14 protein-coding genes are annotated in these 20185 nt (G+C 68.2%); 13 read left to right on the plus strand and 1 reads right to left on the minus strand.

Annotated elements, in window-relative coordinates; genetic code table 11:
* Positions 1-78 precede the first annotated feature (78 nt).
* The 10 genes from rplJ to panD all read left to right on the plus strand — a co-directional run bounded on the left by rplJ (position 79) and on the right by panD (position 15416).
* Positions 79-630: a 50S ribosomal protein L10 gene (rplJ, locus tag ACH4FX_RS00790; RefSeq protein ID WP_398474048.1), complete on the plus strand. Its 552-nt coding sequence runs from the start codon at positions 79-81 to the stop codon at positions 628-630.
* A gap of 89 nt (positions 631-719) precedes the next feature.
* Complete coding sequence (gene rplL / locus ACH4FX_RS00795; RefSeq protein WP_398474049.1) at positions 720-1109, plus strand: 50S ribosomal protein L7/L12; 390 nt, start codon at positions 720-722, stop codon at positions 1107-1109.
* Between the two features lie 607 nt (positions 1110-1716).
* The gene (gene rpoB, locus ACH4FX_RS00800; RefSeq protein WP_398474050.1) at positions 1717-5199 is read left to right on the plus strand and encodes a DNA-directed RNA polymerase subunit beta; all 3483 of its coding nucleotides are present in this window, start codon (positions 1717-1719) and stop codon (positions 5197-5199) included.
* A gap of 124 nt (positions 5200-5323) precedes the next feature.
* On the plus strand, positions 5324-9223 hold the full coding sequence (locus ACH4FX_RS00805) for a DNA-directed RNA polymerase subunit beta' (protein ID WP_398474578.1): 3900 nt from the start codon (positions 5324-5326) through the stop codon (positions 9221-9223).
* A gap of 314 nt (positions 9224-9537) precedes the next feature.
* On the plus strand, positions 9538-10017 hold the full coding sequence (locus ACH4FX_RS00810) for a DUF1707 and DUF4190 domain-containing protein (RefSeq protein ID WP_398474580.1): 480 nt from the start codon (positions 9538-9540) through the stop codon (positions 10015-10017).
* Positions 10018-10434: 417 nt separating this feature from the next.
* Positions 10435-10806, plus strand: a complete 372-nt coding sequence (gene rpsL / locus ACH4FX_RS00815) for a 30S ribosomal protein S12 (protein ID WP_003948652.1) — start codon at positions 10435-10437, stop codon at positions 10804-10806.
* A gap of 2 nt (positions 10807-10808) precedes the next feature.
* Positions 10809-11279 (plus strand): 30S ribosomal protein S7, encoded by a 471-nt coding sequence (rpsG, locus tag ACH4FX_RS00820; RefSeq protein WP_004571813.1) that lies wholly within the window; start codon positions 10809-10811, stop codon positions 11277-11279.
* Between the two features lie 39 nt (positions 11280-11318).
* Positions 11319-13439, plus strand: coding sequence for an elongation factor G (fusA, locus tag ACH4FX_RS00825; protein ID WP_398474051.1), 2121 nt, complete (start codon positions 11319-11321; stop codon positions 13437-13439).
* A 160-nt stretch (positions 13440-13599) separates the two neighbouring features.
* A complete protein-coding gene (tuf, locus tag ACH4FX_RS00830; protein WP_030589621.1) occupies positions 13600-14793 on the plus strand; it encodes an elongation factor Tu in 1194 nt (397 codons plus the stop codon).
* 191 nt (positions 14794-14984) lie between these two features.
* Positions 14985-15416 (plus strand): aspartate 1-decarboxylase, encoded by a 432-nt coding sequence (panD, locus tag ACH4FX_RS00835; protein WP_398474052.1) that lies wholly within the window; start codon positions 14985-14987, stop codon positions 15414-15416.
* 13 nt (positions 15417-15429) lie between these two features.
* Here the strand turns inward: panD and ACH4FX_RS00840 are convergent, their stop codons facing one another.
* Positions 15430-17280: a nucleotidyltransferase domain-containing protein gene (locus ACH4FX_RS00840; RefSeq protein ID WP_398474053.1), complete on the minus strand. Its 1851-nt coding sequence runs from the start codon at positions 17278-17280 to the stop codon at positions 15430-15432.
* 795 nt (positions 17281-18075) lie between these two features.
* Here ACH4FX_RS00840 and ACH4FX_RS00845 point away from each other — a divergent pair.
* The 3 genes from ACH4FX_RS00845 to rpsJ all read left to right on the plus strand — a co-directional run bounded on the left by ACH4FX_RS00845 (position 18076) and on the right by rpsJ (position 20175).
* Positions 18076-18354 (plus strand): hypothetical protein, encoded by a 279-nt coding sequence (locus ACH4FX_RS00845; RefSeq protein ID WP_398474054.1) that lies wholly within the window; start codon positions 18076-18078, stop codon positions 18352-18354.
* Between the two features lie 147 nt (positions 18355-18501).
* Positions 18502-19413, plus strand: coding sequence for a helix-turn-helix transcriptional regulator (locus tag ACH4FX_RS00850; RefSeq protein ID WP_398474055.1), 912 nt, complete (start codon positions 18502-18504; stop codon positions 19411-19413).
* Between the two features lie 453 nt (positions 19414-19866).
* Complete coding sequence (gene rpsJ / locus ACH4FX_RS00855) at positions 19867-20175, plus strand: 30S ribosomal protein S10 (protein ID WP_004571821.1); 309 nt, start codon at positions 19867-19869, stop codon at positions 20173-20175.
* The last annotated feature ends 10 nt before the right edge of the window (positions 20176-20185 follow it).

Here is a 20185-nt window from a genome sequence, read left to right on the forward strand (position 1 = left end):
CGTGCGCTTGCGCCGGGGCGTTTGTTTTGCCCAGCCCCTTCTGCGCGGTCCTCATCACCCGGAAGGAGGCCGAGGCTCATGGCGAGGCCCGACAAGGTCGCAGCCGTCGAGGAGATCACGGAGAAGCTCCGTAACTCCAACGCCGCTGTTGTGACCGCGTACACCGGACTGTCCGTCGCTCAGCTCAAGCAGCTGCGCCGTTCGCTCGGTGACAACGCTCAGTACCGTGTGGTGAAGAACACGCTGACCAAGATTGCGGCCAATGAGGCCGGGATCACGCTGGACGAGCACCTCAAGGGCTCGACGGCCGTCGCCTTCGTGACCGGTGACCCGGTCGAGGCGGCGAAGGGTCTTCGTGACTTCGCCAAGGAGAACCCCTCTCTCGTCATCAAGGGCGGTGTCCTCGAAGGCAGGGCGCTGTCCGCCGACGAGATCAAGAAGCTTGCGGACCTCGAGTCCCGCGAGGTTCTGCTCGCCAAGCTGGCGGGTGGCATGAAGGCGTCCATGGCCAAGGCCGCGGCGACCTTCCAGGCCCCGCTCACGAAGATGGTCCGCACCGCGGAAGCTCTTCGCAGCAAGGTCGAGCAGGGCGGTGCCGGTGAGCCGGCTCCCGCCGCGGCTGCGGAGTAACCACTCCCCAGTCCAGCGGGCACGTCTGCTCAGCACGCCCGCCGCAATGTACATCCGGCACCAGCCGATTTAGTGGAAGGACCGCCACCATGGCGAAGCTCACCCAGGACGAACTGCTCGCCCAGTTCGAGGAGATGACCCTCATCGAGCTCTCCGACTTCGTGAAGAAGTTCGAGGAGAAGTTCGACGTCGAGGCTGCCGCCCCGGCCGCCGTCGTCGCCGCCGGCCCGGCCCAGGGTGGTGGCGACGCCGCCGCCGCCGAGGAGCAGGACGAGTTCGACGTCATCCTCACCGGTGCGGGCGACAAGAAGATCCAGGTCATCAAGGTCGTGCGTGAGCTGACCTCGCTGGGTCTGAAGGAGGCCAAGGACCTCGTCGACGGCACCCCGAAGCCGGTCCTCGAGAAGGTCGCCAAGGACGCTGCCGACAAGGCCAAGGAGGCCCTGGAGGGCGCCGGCGCCTCGGTCGAGGTCAAGTGACCTCGCGAGTCTGCTGACTCTTCACAAACCTGAAGGCGATCACCCATGCGGGTGGTCGCCTTCGGGCGTTCGGGCCGCGGCTGCATCACCCCGCCCTTCCGTGCGAGTATGGTGATCTTCGTTGCCCGCGGCCCTGCGTCCCGTGACGATCTTCGAGTGGGTGGGGGGCCTTGACGAACCGCACGCAGCGCGCAATTCTCAGGACGCGACGTCAGAAGCGATCCGGGTTCGAGGCATGGATCGCCGACGAAGAGGGAAGCATCGGAGTGCGCCTCTCGGCGCACGGCTTGCGGCAGGCATGAGGCGTTGGGCGTTGAGAAGAACAAAGAGGGGCACCGCCGTCGTGGCGGGTGCCGCCTCCCGGAGGGAGAAGATCGGTATCACGGTGCTGGACCGGTCTCCGGAAACTCGCTCTGGACATCAGTGTGCCGAGTGGCTACACTGACCCTTTGCGCTGCCTGTTAGCTGCTCCCTGCCCGTCACCAGGGGCATACCCGAGCCCGAGCAATGCCGACCGAACCGCCCTGACCTGGGCCTTTCCTCCGGCTGTGTTCGGTCCGGGACCGGTACGCGCGTAGTGAGTCCGAGCCCTCGGAAGGACCCCCTCTTGGCCGCCTCGCGCAACGCCTCGACTGCCAATACGAACAACGGCGACAGCACCGCCCCGCTGCGCATCTCTTTTGCGAAGATCAAGGAGCCCCTCGGGGTTCCGAACCTCCTTGCGCTGCAGACCGAAAGCTTCGACTGGCTGCTCGGCAATGCCGCATGGAAGGGTCGCGTCGAGGCTGCGCTGGAAAGTGGTCAGGACGTCCCCACCAAGTCCGGTCTGGAGGAGATCTTCGAAGAGATCTCCCCGATCGAGGACTTCTCCGGGTCGATGTCGCTGACGTTCCGCGACCACCGATTCGAGCCCCCGAAGAACTCCATCGACGAGTGCAAGGAGCGCGACTTCACGTACGCGGCCCCGCTCTTCGTCACGGCTGAGTTCACCAACAACGAGACCGGCGAGATCAAGTCCCAGACGGTCTTCATGGGCGACTTCCCGCTCATGACCAACAAGGGCACCTTCTGCATCAACGGCACCGAGCGTGTCGTCGTCTCGCAGCTGGTCCGCTCGCCGGGCGTCTACTTCGACAGCCAGATCGACAAGACGTCCGACAAGGACATCTTCACGGCCAAGATCATCCCGTCCCGGGGTGCCTGGCTGGAGATGGAGATCGACAAGCGCGACATGGTCGGCGTGCGCATCGACCGCAAGCGCAAGCAGTCCGTGACCGTCCTCCTCAAGGCCCTCGGCTGGACGACCGAGCAGATCCTGGAGGAGTTCGGCGAGTACGAGTCCATGCGCGCCACCCTGGAGAAGGACCACACCCAGGGTCAGGACGACGCGCTGCTCGACATCTACCGCAAGCTGCGCCCGGGCGAGCCGCCGACGCGCGAGGCCGCGCAGACGCTGCTGGAGAACCTCTACTTCAACCCGAAGCGCTACGACCTGGCGAAGGTCGGCCGCTACAAGGTCAACAAGAAGCTCGGCGGGGACGAGCCGCTCGACGCGGGCGTGCTGACCACCGACGACATCATCGCCACGATCAAGTACCTGGTGAAGCTCCACGCGGGCGAGACCGAGACGATCGGCGAGAACGGCACGGAGATCGTCGTCGAGACCGACGACATCGACCACTTCGGCAACCGCCGCCTGCGCAACGTCGGCGAGCTGATCCAGAACCAGGTCCGTACGGGTCTCGCCCGTATGGAGCGCGTCGTGCGCGAGCGCATGACCACCCAGGACGTCGAGGCGATCACGCCGCAGACCCTGATCAACATCCGGCCGGTCGTCGCCTCCATCAAGGAGTTCTTCGGCACCAGCCAGCTGTCCCAGTTCATGGACCAGACCAACCCGCTGTCGGGCCTGACCCACAAGCGCCGGCTGTCGGCGCTGGGCCCCGGTGGTCTCTCCCGTGAGCGGGCCGGCCTGGACGTCCGTGACGTGCACCCCTCGCACTACGGCCGCATGTGCCCGATCGAGACGCCCGAAGGCCCGAACATCGGTCTGATCGGTTCGCTCGCCTCGTACGGCCGGGTCAACGTCTTCGGCTTCATCGAGACGCCGTACCGCAAGGTCGTCGACGGCCGGGTCACCGAGCAGGTCGACTACCTGACCGCCGACGAGGAGGACCGCTTCCTCATCGCGCAGGCGAACGCGCCGCTCACCGAGGACATGCAGTTCGCCGAGGGCCGCGTGATGTGCCGCCGCCGCGGTGGTGAGGTCGACCTCGCCGCCCGCGAGGACGTGGACTACATGGACGTCTCGCCGCGCCAGATGGTGTCGGCCGCGACCGCCATGATCCCCTTCCTGGAGCACGACGACGCCAACCGCGCGCTCATGGGATCGAACATGATGCGCCAGGCCGTGCCGCTGATCAAGGCGGAGGCCCCGCTGGTCGGCACCGGCATGGAGTACCGCTGCGCGGTCGACGCCGGCGACGTCATCAAGGCGGAGAAGGACGGTGTGGTCCAGGAGGTCTCCGCGGACTACATCACCGTCGCCAACGACGACGGCACGTACACCACGTACCGCGTCGCCAAGTTCACCCGCTCCAACCAGGGCACCTCCTTCAACCAGAAGGTCGTCGTGGACGAGGGCGCCCGCGTGGTCGTGGGCCAGGTGCTCGCCGACGGTCCCTCCACGGACCAGGGCGAGATGGCGCTCGGCAAGAACCTGCTCGTGGCGTTCATGCCGTGGGAGGGCCACAACTACGAGGACGCGATCATCCTGTCGCAGCGCCTCGTGCAGGACGACGTCCTGTCCTCGATCCACATCGAGGAGCACGAGGTCGACGCCCGGGACACCAAGCTCGGCCCCGAGGAGATCACCCGGGACATCCCGAACGTCTCCGAGGAGGTCCTCTCGGACCTCGACGAGCGCGGCATCATCCGGATCGGTGCCGAGGTCGTCGCCGGCGACATCCTGGTCGGCAAGGTCACGCCCAAGGGTGAGACCGAGCTGACCCCCGAGGAGCGCCTGCTGCGCGCGATCTTCGGTGAGAAGGCCCGTGAGGTCCGTGACACCTCGCTGAAGGTCCCGCACGGCGAGATCGGCAAGGTCATCGGCGTCCGCGTCTTCGACCGCGAGGAGGGCGACGAGCTGCCCCCGGGCGTGAACCAGCTGGTCCGCGTCTACGTGGCGCAGAAGCGCAAGATCACCGATGGTGACAAGCTCGCCGGCCGGCACGGCAACAAGGGCGTCATCTCGAAGATCCTGCCGGTCGAGGACATGCCGTTCCTGGAGGACGGCACCCCGGTCGACATCATCCTCAACCCGCTGGGTGTCCCGTCCCGAATGAACCCGGGACAGGTCCTGGAGATCCACCTCGGCTGGCTCGCCAGCCAGGGCTGGAAGGTCGAGGGCGACGCCGACTGGCAGAAGCGTCTCCAGGCGATCGGCGCCGACGACGTCGCGCCCCGCACCAACGTCGCGACCCCGGTCTTCGACGGTGCGCGCGAGGACGAGCTCGCCGGTCTGTTCGACGCGACGATCCCGAACCGGGACGGCGAGCGGATGGTCAAGGACTCCGGGAAGGCCCGGATGTTCGACGGCCGTTCCGGTGAGCCGTTCCCGGACCCGATCTCGGTCGGGTACATGTACATCCTGAAGCTCCACCACCTGGTCGACGACAAGCTGCACGCGCGTTCGACCGGTCCGTACTCGATGATCACCCAGCAGCCGCTGGGTGGTAAGGCCCAGTTCGGTGGCCAGCGCTTCGGTGAGATGGAGGTGTGGGCGCTGGAGGCTTACGGCGCCGCGTACGCCCTCCAGGAACTGCTGACCATCAAGTCCGACGACGTGACCGGCCGCGTGAAGGTCTACGAGGCCATCGTCAAGGGCGAGAACATCCCCGAGCCCGGCATTCCCGAGTCCTTCAAGGTGCTCATCAAGGAAATGCAGTCGCTCTGCCTGAACGTGGAGGTGCTGTCCTCGGACGGCATGTCCATCGAGATGCGCGACACGGACGAGGATGTCTTCCGCGCCGCGGAGGAGCTCGGTATCGACCTGTCCCGGCGCGAGCCGAGCAGCGTCGAAGAGGTCTGACGGGCCTGGCCGGGGCTCCTTCCCCCCAGGAGCCCCGGTCGCCCCGGACCCGTACAGACCATGATGTAGAGCCCATTTTTTCGCTTACGCGAAGGGCACGACCCTGAAAGAGGGATTGACGACAGTGCTCGACGTCAACTTCTTCGACGAGCTGCGGATCGGCCTGGCGACCGCGGACGACATCCGACAGTGGTCTCACGGTGAGGTCAAGAAGCCGGAGACCATCAACTACCGCACCCTCAAGCCCGAGAAGGACGGCCTCTTCTGCGAGAAGATCTTCGGCCCCACCCGGGACTGGGAGTGCTACTGCGGCAAGTACAAGCGTGTCCGGTTCAAGGGCATCATCTGTGAGCGCTGTGGCGTCGAGGTCACTCGCGCCAAGGTGCGCCGTGAGCGGATGGGCCACATCGAGCTGGCCGCTCCCGTCACGCACATCTGGTACTTCAAGGGCGTTCCGTCGCGGCTGGGCTACCTGCTCGACCTCGCCCCGAAGGACCTGGAGAAGGTCATCTACTTCGCCGCCTACATGATCACGTGGGTGGACGAGGAGCGCCGTACGCGCGACCTGCCCTCGCTGGAGGCGCACGTCTCCGTCGAGCGCCAGCAGATCGAGCAGCGCCGCGACGCCGACCTGGAGGCCCGCGCCAAGAAGCTCGAGACCGACCTGGCCGAGCTGGAGGCCGAGGGCGCCAAGGCGGACGTGCGCCGCAAGGTGCGCGAGGGCGCCGAGCGTGAGATGAAGCAGCTGCGCGACCGCGCGCAGCGCGAGATCGACCGCCTCGACGAGGTGTGGAACCGCTTCAAGAACCTCAAGGTCCAGGACCTGGAGGGCGACGAGCTGCTCTACCGCGAGCTGCGCGACCGCTTCGGCACGTACTTCATGGGCGGCATGGGCGCCGCGGCGCTGCAGAAGCGCCTGGAGTCCTTCGACCTGGACGAAGAGGCCGAGAAGCTCCGCGAGATCATCCGTACCGGCAAGGGCCAGAAGAAGACCCGTGCGCTCAAGCGCCTGAAGGTCGTCTCCGCGTTCCTGCAGACCCGCAACAGCCCCAACGGCATGGTGCTGGACTGCATCCCGGTCATCCCGCCGGACCTGCGTCCGATGGTGCAGCTGGACGGTGGCCGCTTCGCGACCTCCGACCTGAACGACCTGTACCGCCGTGTGATCAACCGCAACAACCGCCTGAAGCGGCTTCTCGACCTCGGCGCGCCCGAGATCATCGTGAACAACGAGAAGCGCATGCTCCAGGAGGCCGTGGACGCGCTGTTCGACAACGGCCGCCGCGGCCGGCCGGTCACCGGCCCGGGCAACCGTCCGCTGAAGTCCCTCAGCGACATGCTGAAGGGCAAGCAGGGCCGGTTCCGCCAGAACCTGCTCGGCAAGCGTGTGGACTACTCCGCGCGTTCCGTGATCGTCGTCGGTCCGCAGCTGAAGCTGCACCAGTGCGGTCTGCCGAAGGCGATGGCGCTGGAGCTCTTCAAGCCGTTCGTGATGAAGCGCCTGGTCGACCTGAACCACGCGCAGAACATCAAGAGCGCCAAGCGGATGGTCGAGCGCGGCCGCACGGTCGTGTACGACGTCCTCGAAGAGGTCATCGCCGAGCACCCGGTTCTGCTGAACCGTGCGCCCACGCTGCACCGCCTCGGCATCCAGGCGTTCGAGCCGCAGCTGGTCGAGGGCAAGGCCATTCAGATTCACCCGCTCGTGTGCACCGCGTTCAACGCGGACTTCGACGGTGACCAGATGGCCGTGCACCTGCCGCTGTCCGCGGAGGCGCAGGCCGAGGCCCGCATCCTGATGCTGTCCTCGAACAACATCCTCAAGCCGGCCGACGGCCGTCCGGTCACCATGCCGACCCAGGACATGGTGCTGGGCCTGTTCTTCCTCACCACCGACGAGGCGGAGCGCGAGGTCATCGGTGAGGGCCGGTCCTTCGGCTCGGTCGCCGAGGCGATCATGGCCTTCGACAACCGGGAGCTGTCGCTCCAGGCGAAGGTCGACATCCGCTTCCCGATCGGCACCGTCCCGCCGCGCGGCTGGACCCCGCCGGTGCAGGAGGAGGGCGAGCCGGAGTGGCAGCAGGGTGACAGCTTCCGGCTGCGGACGACCCTGGGCCGCGCGCTCTTCAACGAGCTGCTGCCCGAGGACTACCCGTTCGTCGACTACTCGGTGGGCAAGAAGCAGCTCTCCGCGATCGTCAACGACCTGGCCGAGCGGTACCCGAAGGTCATCGTGGCGGCGACGCTCGACAACCTGAAGGCGGCCGGTTTCCACTGGGCCACCCGCTCCGGTGTCACCGTCGCGGTCTCCGACATCGTCGTGCCGGAGGCCAAGAAGGAGATCGTCGCGAGCTACGAGGCTCAGGACGAGAAGGTCCAGAAGCAGTACGAGCGCGGTCTGATCACCAAGGACGAGCGCACTCAGGAACTGATCAACATCTGGACCAAGGCGACCAACGAGGTCGCCGAGGCGATGAACGACAACTTCCCCAAGACGAACCCCATCTTCATGATGGTTGACTCGGGTGCCCGAGGAAACATGATGCAGATGCGGCAGATCGCCGGTATGCGTGGTCTGGTGTCGAACGCGAAGAACGAGACCATCCCGCGGCCCATCAAGGCGTCGTTCCGCGAGGGTCTGTCCGTGCTGGAGTACTTCATCTCCACCCACGGTGCCCGTAAGGGTCTCGCCGACACCGCCCTGCGTACCGCCGACTCGGGTTACCTCACCCGTCGTCTCGTGGACGTCTCCCAGGACGTCATCATCCGCGAGGAGGACTGCGGCACCGAGCGCGGCCTCAAGCTGCGGATCGCGAGCAAGGGCGCGGACGGTGTGCTGCGCAAGGCGGACGACGTCGAGTCCTCCGTGTACGCGCGGATGCTGGCCGAGGACGTCGTGGTGGACGGCAAGGTCATCGCGTCGGCCAACGTGGACCTCGGTGACGTGCTCATCGACCAGCTGGTCGCGCACGGCGTCGAGGAGGTCAAGACCCGCTCGGTCCTGACCTGTGAGTCCGCGGTCGGCACCTGCGCCTACTGCTACGGCCGCTCGCTGGCCACCGGCAAGCTGGTCGACATCGGTGAGGCGGTCGGCATCATCGCCGCCCAGTCCATCGGTGAGCCCGGCACCCAGCTGACGATGCGTACCTTCCACACCGGTGGTGTGGCCGGTGACGACATCACCCTGGGTCTGCCGCGTGTCGTCGAGCTCTTCGAGGCCCGTACGCCCAAGGGTGTCGCCCCGATCTCCGAGGCCGCCGGCCGCGTGCGGATCGAGGAGACCGAGAAGACCAAGAAGGTCATCGTCACGCCGGACGACGGCAGCGACGAGACGGCTTACGGCGTCTCCAAGCGTGCCCGTCTGCTGGTGGGCGAGGGCGACCACGTCGAGGTCGGCCAGCCGCTGACCGTGGGTGCCGTCAACCCGCACGACGTGCTGCGCATCCTGGGCCAGCGGGCCGTCCAGGTCCACCTGGTCGGCGAGGTCCAGAAGGTCTACAACAACCAGGGCGTGGCGATCCACGACAAGCACATCGAGATCATCATCCGGCAGATGCTGCGCCGTGTGACGATCATCGAGTCCGGCGACGCGGAGCTGCTGCCGGGCGAGCTGGTGGAGCGTACGAAGTTCGAGAGCGAGAACCGTCGTGTGGTCCAGGAAGGCGGTCACCCCGCCTCCGGCCGTCCGCAGCTGATGGGTATCACCAAGGCTTCGCTGGCCACCGAGTCCTGGCTGTCGGCGGCGTCCTTCCAGGAGACGACCCGGGTCCTGACCGACGCGGCGATCAACGCCAAGTCGGACTCCCTGATCGGCCTCAAGGAGAACGTCATCATCGGTAAGCTCATCCCGGCCGGTACGGGCCTGTCCCGCTACCGCAACATCCGGGTGGAGCCCACCGAGGAGGCCAAGGCCGCGATGTACTCGGCCGTCGGTTACGACGACATCGACTACTCGCCCTTCGGCACCGGCTCCGGCCAGGCGGTCCCGCTGGAGGACTACGACTACGGTCCGTACAACCAGTAAGGTCCCGCACGGCCGTGCCCGGACCTCCGGACACGCGCTGTGGCGACAGGGCGGCCATCCCCTCGGGGGTGGCCGCCCTGCGGCGTTCCGGGGCCCGGTGGGCGGGCCGTCCGGGGCAGGCTGAATGATGGAAGTGGACGCGCCGGGGATTCACCGGGGGGAACCGTGCGATCTCCTGGCGCGTACTGAATGATGGGTGTACTGCCTACAGTGGGGGAGGTGCTCCAGTGGCGTTCGAGCCATGGCAGGGCGGGCAGCCGGTGCAGTGGCAGGGCGGGCAGCCGCCGGCCCAGGCACCGGGCCAGGCGCCGGTGATGCGTGCCTCGCACGCCGACCGTGAGCGTGCGGTCGACGTGCTGAAGGCCGGGTTCGCCGAGGGCCGGCTTCCGCAGCAGGAGTACGAGCAGCGGATCGGCCGTGCGTACCAGGCGCAGACCCATGCCGAGCTGCAGATGCTGGTCGCGGACCTGCCGCAGGGGCCGGTGCCGCAGGCCCAGTTCGCGGCCCGTCCCGCGGTGCCCCAGACGTTCATGCCGGCGCCGATGCCGCCCCTCGCGCCCACCAACGGCACCGCGACCGGCGCGCTGATCTGCGGCATCCTCACCATGGCGACGGGCGGCCTGACCGGCATACCCGCGGTGATCCTGGGCCACAAGGCGCGCGCCGAGATCCGCCGCACCGGGGAGCGCGGGGACGGGCAGGCGCTCGCCGGGCTGGTGCTGGGCTGGCTGAGCATCGGCGGCTGGGCGCTGTTCATCCTGCTGATGATGCTGGTGGCCATAGCGCACACCTAGGAAGACCGCACGCGCGCGGAAGGGGCGGCGTACGAGTGCCGCGCGACGGCTTCCGGCCGGCCCGTACGGCGTACACGGCGGCCCGGAGCGCGTCCGGAGCGGTGGTGGAGCCTTCTTCCGTACGGCCCCTGATCGCACTACGGTGGCCGCAGCGCCGGAGGAGTCCGGCGTGTCCTTCGCGTGTGCATTTGTTTTGACCGCAGCCCATGCGGTAGGTACGCTCTGACCTTGTGCCTGGGGTGTCCTCGGCCTGCCGTGCGTGCAACGGTCCGCACGGAAGCCGGGTCTCGACACCGCAATCTGCCGCCGTCCTCGTCCCAGCGAGGGGTCTGCAGTATTCGACACACCCGACCGCGTGGGTCGGGGATTGTTCCAGGTTAGCTTTACCGAGACTGGCACACAGAAACCGGAGAAACGGTGCCTACGATCCAGCAGCTGGTCCGCAAGGGCCGGCAGGACAAGGTCGAGAAGAACAAGACGCCCGCACTGGAGGGTTCGCCCCAGCGCCGTGGCGTCTGCACGCGTGTGTTCACGACCACCCCGAAGAAGCCGAACTCGGCCCTGCGTAAGGTCGCGCGTGTGCGTCTGACCAGCGGCATCGAGGTCACCGCTTACATTCCGGGTGAGGGCCACAACCTGCAGGAGCACTCGATCGTGCTCGTGCGCGGTGGCCGTGTGAAGGACCTGCCGGGTGTTCGGTACAAGATCATCCGCGGCTCCCTCGACACGCAGGGCGTCAAGAACCGCAAGCAGGCTCGCAGCCGCTACGGCGCCAAGAAGGAGAAGTAAGAATGCCTCGTAAGGGCCCCGCCCCGAAGCGCCCGGTCATCATCGACCCGGTCTACGGCTCTCCTCTGGTGACCTCCCTCATCAACAAGGTCCTGCTGAACGGTAAGCGCTCCACCGCCGAGCGCATCGTTTACGGCGCCATGGAGGGTCTGCGTGAGAAGACCGGCAACGACCCGGTCATCACGCTGAAGCGCGCGCTGGAGAACATCAAGCCGACCCTTGAGGTCAAGTCCCGCCGTGTCGGTGGCGCGACCTACCAGGTCCCGGTCGAGGTCAAGCCCGGCCGCGCCGCCACCCTCTCGCTGCGCTGGCTCGTGGGCTACTCCCGCGCCCGCCGTGAGAAGACCATGACCGAGCGCCTCATGAACGAGCTGCTGGACGCCTCGAACGGCCTCGGCGCTTCGGTCAAGAAGCGCGAGGACACGCACAAGATGGCCGAGTCCAACAAGGCCTTCGCGCACTACCGCTGGTAGTCGCTACCCACATCGAGACCGAGAGAAGATTGAGCCACTATGGCTACCACTTCGCTTGACCTGGCCAAGGTCCGCAATATTGGGATCATGGCCCACATCGACGCGGGCAAGACGACCACCACCGAGCGGATCCTGTTCTACACCGGTGTCTCCTACAAGATCGGTGAAGTCCACGACGGCGCTGCCACGATGGACTGGATGGAGCAGGAGCAGGAGCGCGGCATCACGATCACGTCTGCCGCGACGACCTGCCACTGGCCGCTGAACAACGTCGACCACACCATCAACATCATCGACACCCCGGGTCACGTCGACTTCACCGTCGAGGTGGAGCGCTCGCTGCGCGTGCTCGACGGTGCCGTGACGGTGTTCGACGGCGTTGCCGGTGTTGAGCCGCAGTCCGAGACCGTTTGGCGCCAGGCGGACCGCTACGGCGTGCCGCGTATCTGCTTCGTCAACAAGCTCGACCGCACCGGTGCCGAGTTCCACCGCTGCGTCGACATGATCGTGGACCGCCTGGGCGCGACCCCGATCGTGATGCAGCTGCCGATCGGCACCGAGGCGGACTTCAAGGGCGTCATCGACCTCGTCTCCATGAAGGCGCTGGTCTGGTCCGCCGAGGCCGCCAAGGGCGAGATGTACGACACCGTCGACATCCCGGCCACGCACGCCGAGGCCGCCGACGAGTGGCGCGGCAAGCTCCTCGAGGCCGTCGCCGAGAACGACGAAGAGATGATGGAGCTGTACCTGGAGGGCCAGGAGCCCACCGAGGACCAGCTGCACGAGGCGATCCGTCGCATCACCATCAACTCCGGCAAGGGCGGCGACACCACCGTCACCCCGGTCTTCTGCGGCACCGCGTTCAAGAACAAGGGTGTGCAGCCGCTGCTCGACGCGGTCGTGCGCTACCTCCCGTCGCCGCTGGACGTCGAGGCCATCGAGGGCCACGCCGTCAACGACCCGGACGAGGTCATCAAGCGCCGTCCGTCCGAGGACGAGCCGCTGGCCGCCCTTGCGTTCAAGATTGCGAGCGACCCCCACCTGGGCAAGCTCACCTTCATCCGGGTGTACTCGGGCCGCCTTGAGGCCGGCGCGCAGGTGCAGAACTCGGTGAAGGGCAAGAAGGAGCGCATCGGCAAGATCTACCGGATGCACGCGAACAAGCGTGAGGAGATCGACTCGGTGGGTGCCGGCGACATCGTCGCCGTCATGGGTCTGAAGCAGACCACCACCGGCGAGACCCTCAGCGACTCCGCCAAGCCGGTGATCCTCGAGTCCATGGACTTCCCGGCCCCGGTGATCGAGGTCGCCATCGAGCCGAAGTCCAAGGGCGACCAGGAGAAGCTGGGTGTCGCCATCCAGCGCCTGGCCGAGGAGGACCCGTCCTTCCGCGTCAAGACCGACGAGGAGACCGGCCAGACCATCATCGCTGGTATGGGCGAACTGCACCTGGACGTGCTGGTCGACCGTATGAAGCGTGAGTTCAAGGTCGAGGCCAACGTCGGCAAGCCGCAGGTCGCCTACCGTGAGACCCTGCGCAAGCCGGTCGAGCGGCTGGACTACACGCACAAGAAGCAGACTGGTGGTTCCGGCCAGTTCGCGAAGGTGCAGATCGCCATCGAGCCCCTCGAAGGCGACGGGTACGAGTTCGAGAACAAGGTCACCGGTGGCCGTATCCCGCGGGAGTACATCCCGTCCGTGGACGCGGGCTGCCAGGAGGCCATGGAGTTCGGTGTTCTCGCCGGCTACCCGCTGACCGGCGTCAAGGTGACGCTGCTGGACGGCGCGTACCACGAGGTCGACTCGTCCGAGATGGCCTTCAAGATCGCCGGTTCGATGGCCTTCAAGGAGGCCGCCCGCAAGGCCAGCCCGGCCCTGCTGGAGCCGATGATGAAGGTCGAGGTCACCACGCCCGAGGACTACATGGGCGATGTGATCGGCGACATCAACTCGCGCCGCGGTCAGATCCAGTCCATGGAGGACCGCAGCGGCGCCAAGCTCGTCACGGGCCTGGTTCCGCTCTCGGAGATGTTCGGCTACGTCGGAGACCTCCGCAGCAAGACCTCGGGTCGCGCAAGCTACTCGATGCAGTTCGACTCCTACGCCGAGGTTCCGCGGAACGTCGCCGAGGAGATCATCGCGAAGGCCAAGGGCGAGTAGTCCCGGCTCCCCCGAGTCGGAACACGCTTTAGGCTTGACACCGTCTGCCGGGGCCCGACCCCGCCACCCGCGAGGCGGGCCCCCGGCAGCCGGCACCCCAGCAAAGATCACCTGGCGCCGATGAGTAAGGCGTACAGAACCACTCCACAGGAGGACCCCAGTGGCGAAGGCGAAGTTCGAGCGGACTAAGCCGCACGTCAACATCGGCACCATCGGTCACATCGACCACGGTAAGACGACCCTCACGGCCGCCATTACCAAGGTGCTGCATGACGCGTACCCGGACCTGAACGAGGCCTCGGCCTTCGACCAGATCGACAAGGCTCCCGAGGAGCGCCAGCGCGGTATCACCATCTCGATCGCGCACGTCGAGTACCAGACGGAGAACCGTCACTACGCCCACGTCGACTGCCCGGGTCACGCGGACTACATCAAGAACATGATCACCGGTGCCGCCCAGATGGACGGCGCGATCCTCGTGGTCGCCGCGACCGACGGTCCGATGCCGCAGACCAAGGAGCACGTGCTCCTGGCCCGCCAGGTCGGCGTTCCGTACATCGTCGTCGCCCTGAACAAGGCCGACATGGTGGACGACGAGGAGATCCTGGAGCTCGTCGAGCTCGAGGTCCGTGAGCTCCTCTCGGAGTACGAGTTCCCGGGCGACGACGTTCCGGTCGTCAAGGTCTCGGCGCTCAAGGCGCTGGAGGGCGACAAGGAGTGGGGCCAGTCGGTCCTGAACCTGATGAACGCCGTCGACGAGGCCATCCCCTCGCCGGAGCGCGACACCGACAAGCCGTTCCTGATGCCGATCGAGGACGTCTTCACGATCACCGGCCGTGGCACCGTCGTCACCGGTCGTATCGAGCGTGGTGTCCTCAAGGTCAACGAGACCGTCGACATCATCGGCATCAAGACCGAGAAGACCACCACCACGGTCACCGGCATCGAGATGTTCCGCAAGCTGCTCGACGAGGGCCAGGCCGGTGAGAACGTCGGTCTGCTGCTCCGTGGCATCAAGCGCGAGGACGTCGAGCGCGGCCAGGTCATCATCAAGCCGGGCTCGGTCACCCCGCACACGGAGTTCGAGGCGCAGGCGTACATCCTGTCGAAGGACGAGGGTGGCCGTCACACCCCGTTCTTCAACAACTACCGCCCGCAGTTCTACTTCCGTACCACGGACGTGACCGGCGTCGTGACCCTCCCCGAGGGCACCGAGATGGTCATGCCGGGCGACAACACCTCCATGTCCGTCCAGCTGATCCAGCCGGTCGCCATGGAGGAGGGCCTGAAGTTCGCCATCCGCGAGGGTGGCCGGACCGTCGGCGCCGGCCAGGTCACCAAGATCGTCAAGTAAGTCCTTGACGGTCGGGGAGACCCGGCAGCTCTTCTGAGCGCTCAGAGAAGCCCCGCTCACCTTCGGGTGAGCGGGGCTTCTCGCTGTCATGGGGGCCTGCGGCTCTTCTGCTTCCGCCCCGGGCTGCCTAGCATGTGCGGGTCGGCGCGTACCCCCGTCCGGGGACGCGACCCTGCTGCCAGGAGTGACGCATGCTGCGCACCATGTTCAAGTCCAAGATCCACCGGGCCACCGTGACCCAGGCGGACCTGCACTACGTCGGCTCGGTGACGGTCGACGCCGACCTGCTGGACGCCGCCGACCTGCTCCCCGGCGAGCTGGTCCACATCGTCGACATCACCAACGGCGCCCGGCTGGAGACGTACATCATCGAGGGCGAGCGCGGCTCCGGCGTGCTGGGCATCAACGGCGCCGCCGCGCACCTCGTGCACCCCGGCGACCTGGTGATCCTCATCAGCTACGCGCAGGCGGACGACGCCGAGGCCCGTACGCTGCGGCCGCGCGTGGTGCACGTGGACGCGGCGAACCGGATCGTCGGCGTGGGGGCGGACGCGTCGGAGCCGGTGCCGGGCGGGGACATGGAACGGGGCCCGGGGGCGGTGGCGGCGCGGCCGGTGGGCTGACGGGCGGCGGGGGTCAGGCGCCGCCGCTCTGGGCGCCCTCGACGCGTGGGCCGGTCTCCGGTACGGGAGTCTTCGGCGCGGCGGCGTGGGTCGCCAGCCAGCCGTGCAGGACGGCATGGGCCATCCGCTCGGTGCCGGCCCGGTCGTCCGGCAGGTCACCGGGCGCGTTCCCGTGGCCGTCCGGTTGCCGTCGGAGGAAGGCCGCGAGGGCCTTGCCGTCGTCCGGGCGCTCGGCCCCGCACTCCACGCGGAGCATGATCTTCGCGAGCAGGGCGGTGGCCTTGTAGAGGGCCCGCAGGTCCGGCTCGTCCCGCAGGAGCTGCTCGCGGATGGTGAGGGCGGCCTGCACGCCGTCCCGCAGGCTGGCGTCCGCGTACGTCACGGCGTCCGGTACGGGCAGGGTGAGGCCGCGGGCGCACCACAGCGGCGCGATGGCTCCCGCCCCGCTCAGGGTGAGGTCGTGCAGCAGCCGCGGCGGCAGGGCGCCCGCGCGGACCTCGTCCTCGGTGAGGACCGTCATCGTCAGCCGGACCCCGGCCAGCTCCGGCGCCAGCTCGGCGCGTACCTGCCGCAGCCGGGGGAGCCGGTCCTGGGGCGCCAGGACGAGGACGTCCAGGTCGCTCCGCCCGTGCTGGTACGTCCCCCGGGCCGCGCTGCCGGTGACGGCGATCAGGTCCACGGCCGGGTGCGGCCGGGTGAGCCGCTCGCGCAGGGCGCGCAGATAGGTGCCGAGGCACGGCGGCAGCCCCAGACTGTGGACGGAGACGGGCTTCGGCGGCCGGAACGTCCAGGCCGCCTCGAAGGCCAGGCGGTCCAGGCCCCGCTGGAGGCTCAGCTGTGCCCACGGGGCGGCGGCGTCCGGCGCGACCGGCCCGTTCCGGACGCGCAGCCGGTCGCCGAAGAGCTTGCGCAGCTCCGCGAGGGTGCGGGGATCGCGTACGGGCTCGATGCTCACCCGGTCGAGGAAGGGGTGTGCGGCGCAGTACCGGTCGAGGCCGTCGGTGAGCCGCTCGGCCCAGGACCGGGGGTCGCCGGTCCCTCCGTCGCCGTCGGGCCCGCCGGCGAGGTGCCCGGCGGTCAGGCGGGCGTAGCCGCGCCGGGTGCGCAGGTACTCGCCCACCGCTTCGCGCGTCTGATCGCAGTCGCCGCCCAGCGCCACCACCCGTACACGGGAGAGCGCGCATTCCGGTACTGCGGGGTAGAGCCGGTGGAGGCACTGGCGCAGCTCGTGCTGGACGTCGATGACCGGCCGGTCGCCGACGACGACGGCCGTGTGGAACCGCCCTTCGTCGACGAGACGGTGGATCTGCTCATGGAGCCGCCGCTGGTAGTTCTCCAGTTCCCGGTCCGGGGCCGGGGACCGGGCAAGGCTGCGTGCGACGCCCTGCACGGGGTCCTGATCGTGCAGCAGGACGATGCCGTACTCGCTCTCCTCGGCGGCGCACAGCGTGCTGCTGTACGGGGCGAGCGCGCTACGGGCGGCCTCGGCCGCGAATGCCGTCGTGCACGTCTCGCGTACCGCGATGACCGCGGCCAGCGTCGCTTCCAGCATGGGCAGTCCCTGCGGTACGCAACGCAGGCGACGGGCCCGGGGACGTCGCGCGCGGGCGAGGAAGGAGGCCGCGAGCACGTCCGCCAGCTCCTGGTAGGAGGCCCCTCGCAACCACCAGCCGGTCCGGTCCGTACCGATGAGGGCCGGCCACTGCGGGGCGTGCTCCTCCGCGGGGCCGGAGACGTCGAGCTGCGGGGTACGACGGGCCAGCAGGCGCAGCTGCGTGTCCTTCCCCACGTGTGCCGGGCCGCTCACGGCGATGACGCGGGGCGGCGCCGACGGGCTGTTTTCGGTCGGTGGGTTCAGGAGCATGGTGCTTCCTCCGGTGGTGGAAAGTCCTGGTGGGGGATTTCGGCATGGTGGTGTGCATAGGTGTGGTGAGGTGGTGTGGTTTCTCGTCGGTGGTCGGTTTGTTCGTACGGTGTTCGCCGGTGATTCGGTGGCCGGTCGGAATGGCCCGGAAAATCGTGGGTGCGGGGCGATCGATTACATCGGTGCGTGTACCGATAATCAGCACGGGGAATTCCGCCGGTGACGGCGGATTCAGATTTCCGGGGTCGTGTGCGCGGAGCGGGCCCAGCGTGCACGCCGACGGGTGGGCATGCGGGGTGGGGCGGCACGGCCGGGCGGACGGGGCCTCGTTCACGGCCGCCGTTCCCGTGCGGTGTCGGTGAACGCTCTCGGCCCGTACCCGAAAGGGGGGTTCTGCTGCCCGTGCCGGAAACCGATCATGCGGGTTCCCTCCCGTTCCGCCGCTCGGCATGAGAAACAGGATTCCCGTGGCGGTGTCCTTCAGTCGCCCGTCCCCGAGCTTCCTCCGTACGGCTTCCATTTCTTGTGAGCTGTAGGATTTTGGGAAAGTCCTGTGCGGCGGGACTTCTCCCGCATTGGCGGTACTTTTACGGTCGGCGGTTGCCGGTCCCGCGCCGTGGGGGAACAGGCGTCGTCATTCGAAGTCCCGTCGGCACCAGAGGAGTCAGCCTCTCGTGGTACTTGCCCACCCCGTCGCCCGCGCCGTGCGGAGCGCCGGCTCCGCCGCCGTCCCGAAGCCGCCCGTGCGCCGCGGGCCCCGGGGGTCGTCCGCGCGCACCGACGGGCGGTGAGCGGGTGGTCGGCAGCGAGATCAGGCCCTGCGATCACCCCAAGAAGGACGTACGGCGCGTCCTGGAGAAGTGGGCGGCCCGGGGGTGGGTGCTGCGCAAGGACGGGCACTGGGGGCGGCTCTACTGCCCCTGTGAGGCGCGCTGCACGGTCATCCCGGTGGCGGGCACGCCGCGGAACCCGAGTGCGCACGCACGGGTGATCGACCGGATGGCGGCCCGGTGCCCGCTGCCCGGCGAGGCGCCGAACCGCAGTCTCACGGGGATGCCGCGCGGCGAAGCGTGACCACCGCGTCAACTGAGGTGGGCTGTCGGAGTGGGTACGTTTTGCGCCAGTTGCCCGAGCGGGGGCCGACGGGATTTGTCATGCTTTGTGTGTTGACGAACGACAACAGACTCTGCGACCCTGCGGAAGGACTAGGGGGACGCCGCCATGGACTACGACTTCACCTTCGTCGTCACGGGTGCGACCGTCGACGACCAGGAGGCCGTCGATGCGCTGCGCGAGACCTGCGACGCCCTGCTGGCGCGGGCCGGCGGCGTCGACCTGCTCACCCTCAGCTGGCCCGGCGACTGCGCGGTGCAGGCCGCCCTCGAAGCGGCGTCGGCGGTCCGGGCCGCGGTGCCGCGCCTGCGGGTGTGCCGGCTCGACCGCGACCTGGTCGGCATACACGAGATCGCCGAGCGTACGGGGCGCTCGCGGCAGAACGTCGCCCAGTGGGCCGCCGGGGCGCGCAAGGCCCGGGGCGCGCCCTTCCCGGCCCCGGAGGGGGCCGTCGGCCGCTCGCAGGCGTGGCTGTGGAGCGAGGTCAACCGCTGGCTCGCCGCGCACGGACTCGGCGACGGCGCCGCGTACCCCACACGCGAGGAGATGGCGCAGATCGACGTGGCGCTGGCCGGCCGGATCTCGCTGACCTTCCGGTTCGCCGTGACCCCGGGCTTCAAGGACGGGCGCCAGCGCGTCATCGACGAGCTGCGCAGCCGCCACATAAGCCGCTTCCTGACGCTGCTGGCGGGGTTCGACGGGACCACGGACGAGCACGGCAACCACGTCCTGGTCGTGGCCGACGGGCGGGAGCCGGCGCGCGGTGTGATGGAATGCGTGGCGCGTTTCCCGCACGACGTGGTGCTGGTGACCGAGACCGACCGCTTCACGGTCACCGTGCTGTCCAGCCGCGGCCCGGCCCGCTCCGGCCGCGTCGTGCCCGTGCCGGCGGCGGCCACGGTCGGCGAGTGGCTGCGCCTGGTCCGCGACCATCCCGACGCCTCCTTCGCCATGGAGAGCGACGACCGCCTCGCGGAGGAGCCCGCGCGCATTCAGTGGCAGATGGCCATCGCGGCGTAGCGGCGGGCCGCGGACCCGTCCGCGGCCCGCGGGCCCGTGACATGCGTCACCTGCCGCGGCGTGGTACTGGCGGGTCCGTGTACCCACCCGCTCCGCGGCGGTGTACGATCTCCGGCTTGATTGGCGGCGTTCGCCGCTCGTGTGGCACACTGTCCAGGTTGCTCGGTTGAGTGCCGATGCTGCGCGCCTCCCGCCGGGAGGACTGGAAGCGAGTCCCAGGTATTCGTCATCCCTTGTCAGGGGTGGAAGTACGGGAATCTTCCGGGAAGTGTCAGCGGGGTGCCTCAGCCAGGCGCCCGGTGGGTGTTCATCCCCCACGTTCTCCTTCTCGAAGGATCACCCTTGCGGAGATCTGCGGGAAGGGGCGCGACACGCCCGACCGCGTGGGTCGGTGGATGAACGGCAACGTACCGGGTCCCAGAGCGTTACGAGAGACAGGACTACGAAGTAGCCATGGCGGGACAGAAGATCCGCATCCGGCTCAAGGCCTACGACCACGAGGTCATCGACACGTCGGCGAAGAAGATCGTCGAGACGGTGACCCGTACTGGTGCGTCGGTCGCGGGCCCGGTGCCGCTCCCCACCGAAAAGAACGTGTACTGCGTCATCAAGTCGCCGCACAAGTACAAGGACTCGCGCGAGCACTTCGAGATGCGCACGCACAAGCGCCTGATCGACATCCTCGACCCGACGCCGAAGACCGTTGACTCCCTGATGCGACTCGACCTTCCGGCCGGTGTCGACATCGAGATCAAGCTCTGAGGGTCGGTGA

Origin of the sequence: Streptomyces sp. NPDC018019 (assembly GCF_044327805.1) — a bacterium.
GTDB lineage: Bacteria > Actinomycetota > Actinomycetes > Streptomycetales > Streptomycetaceae > Streptomyces.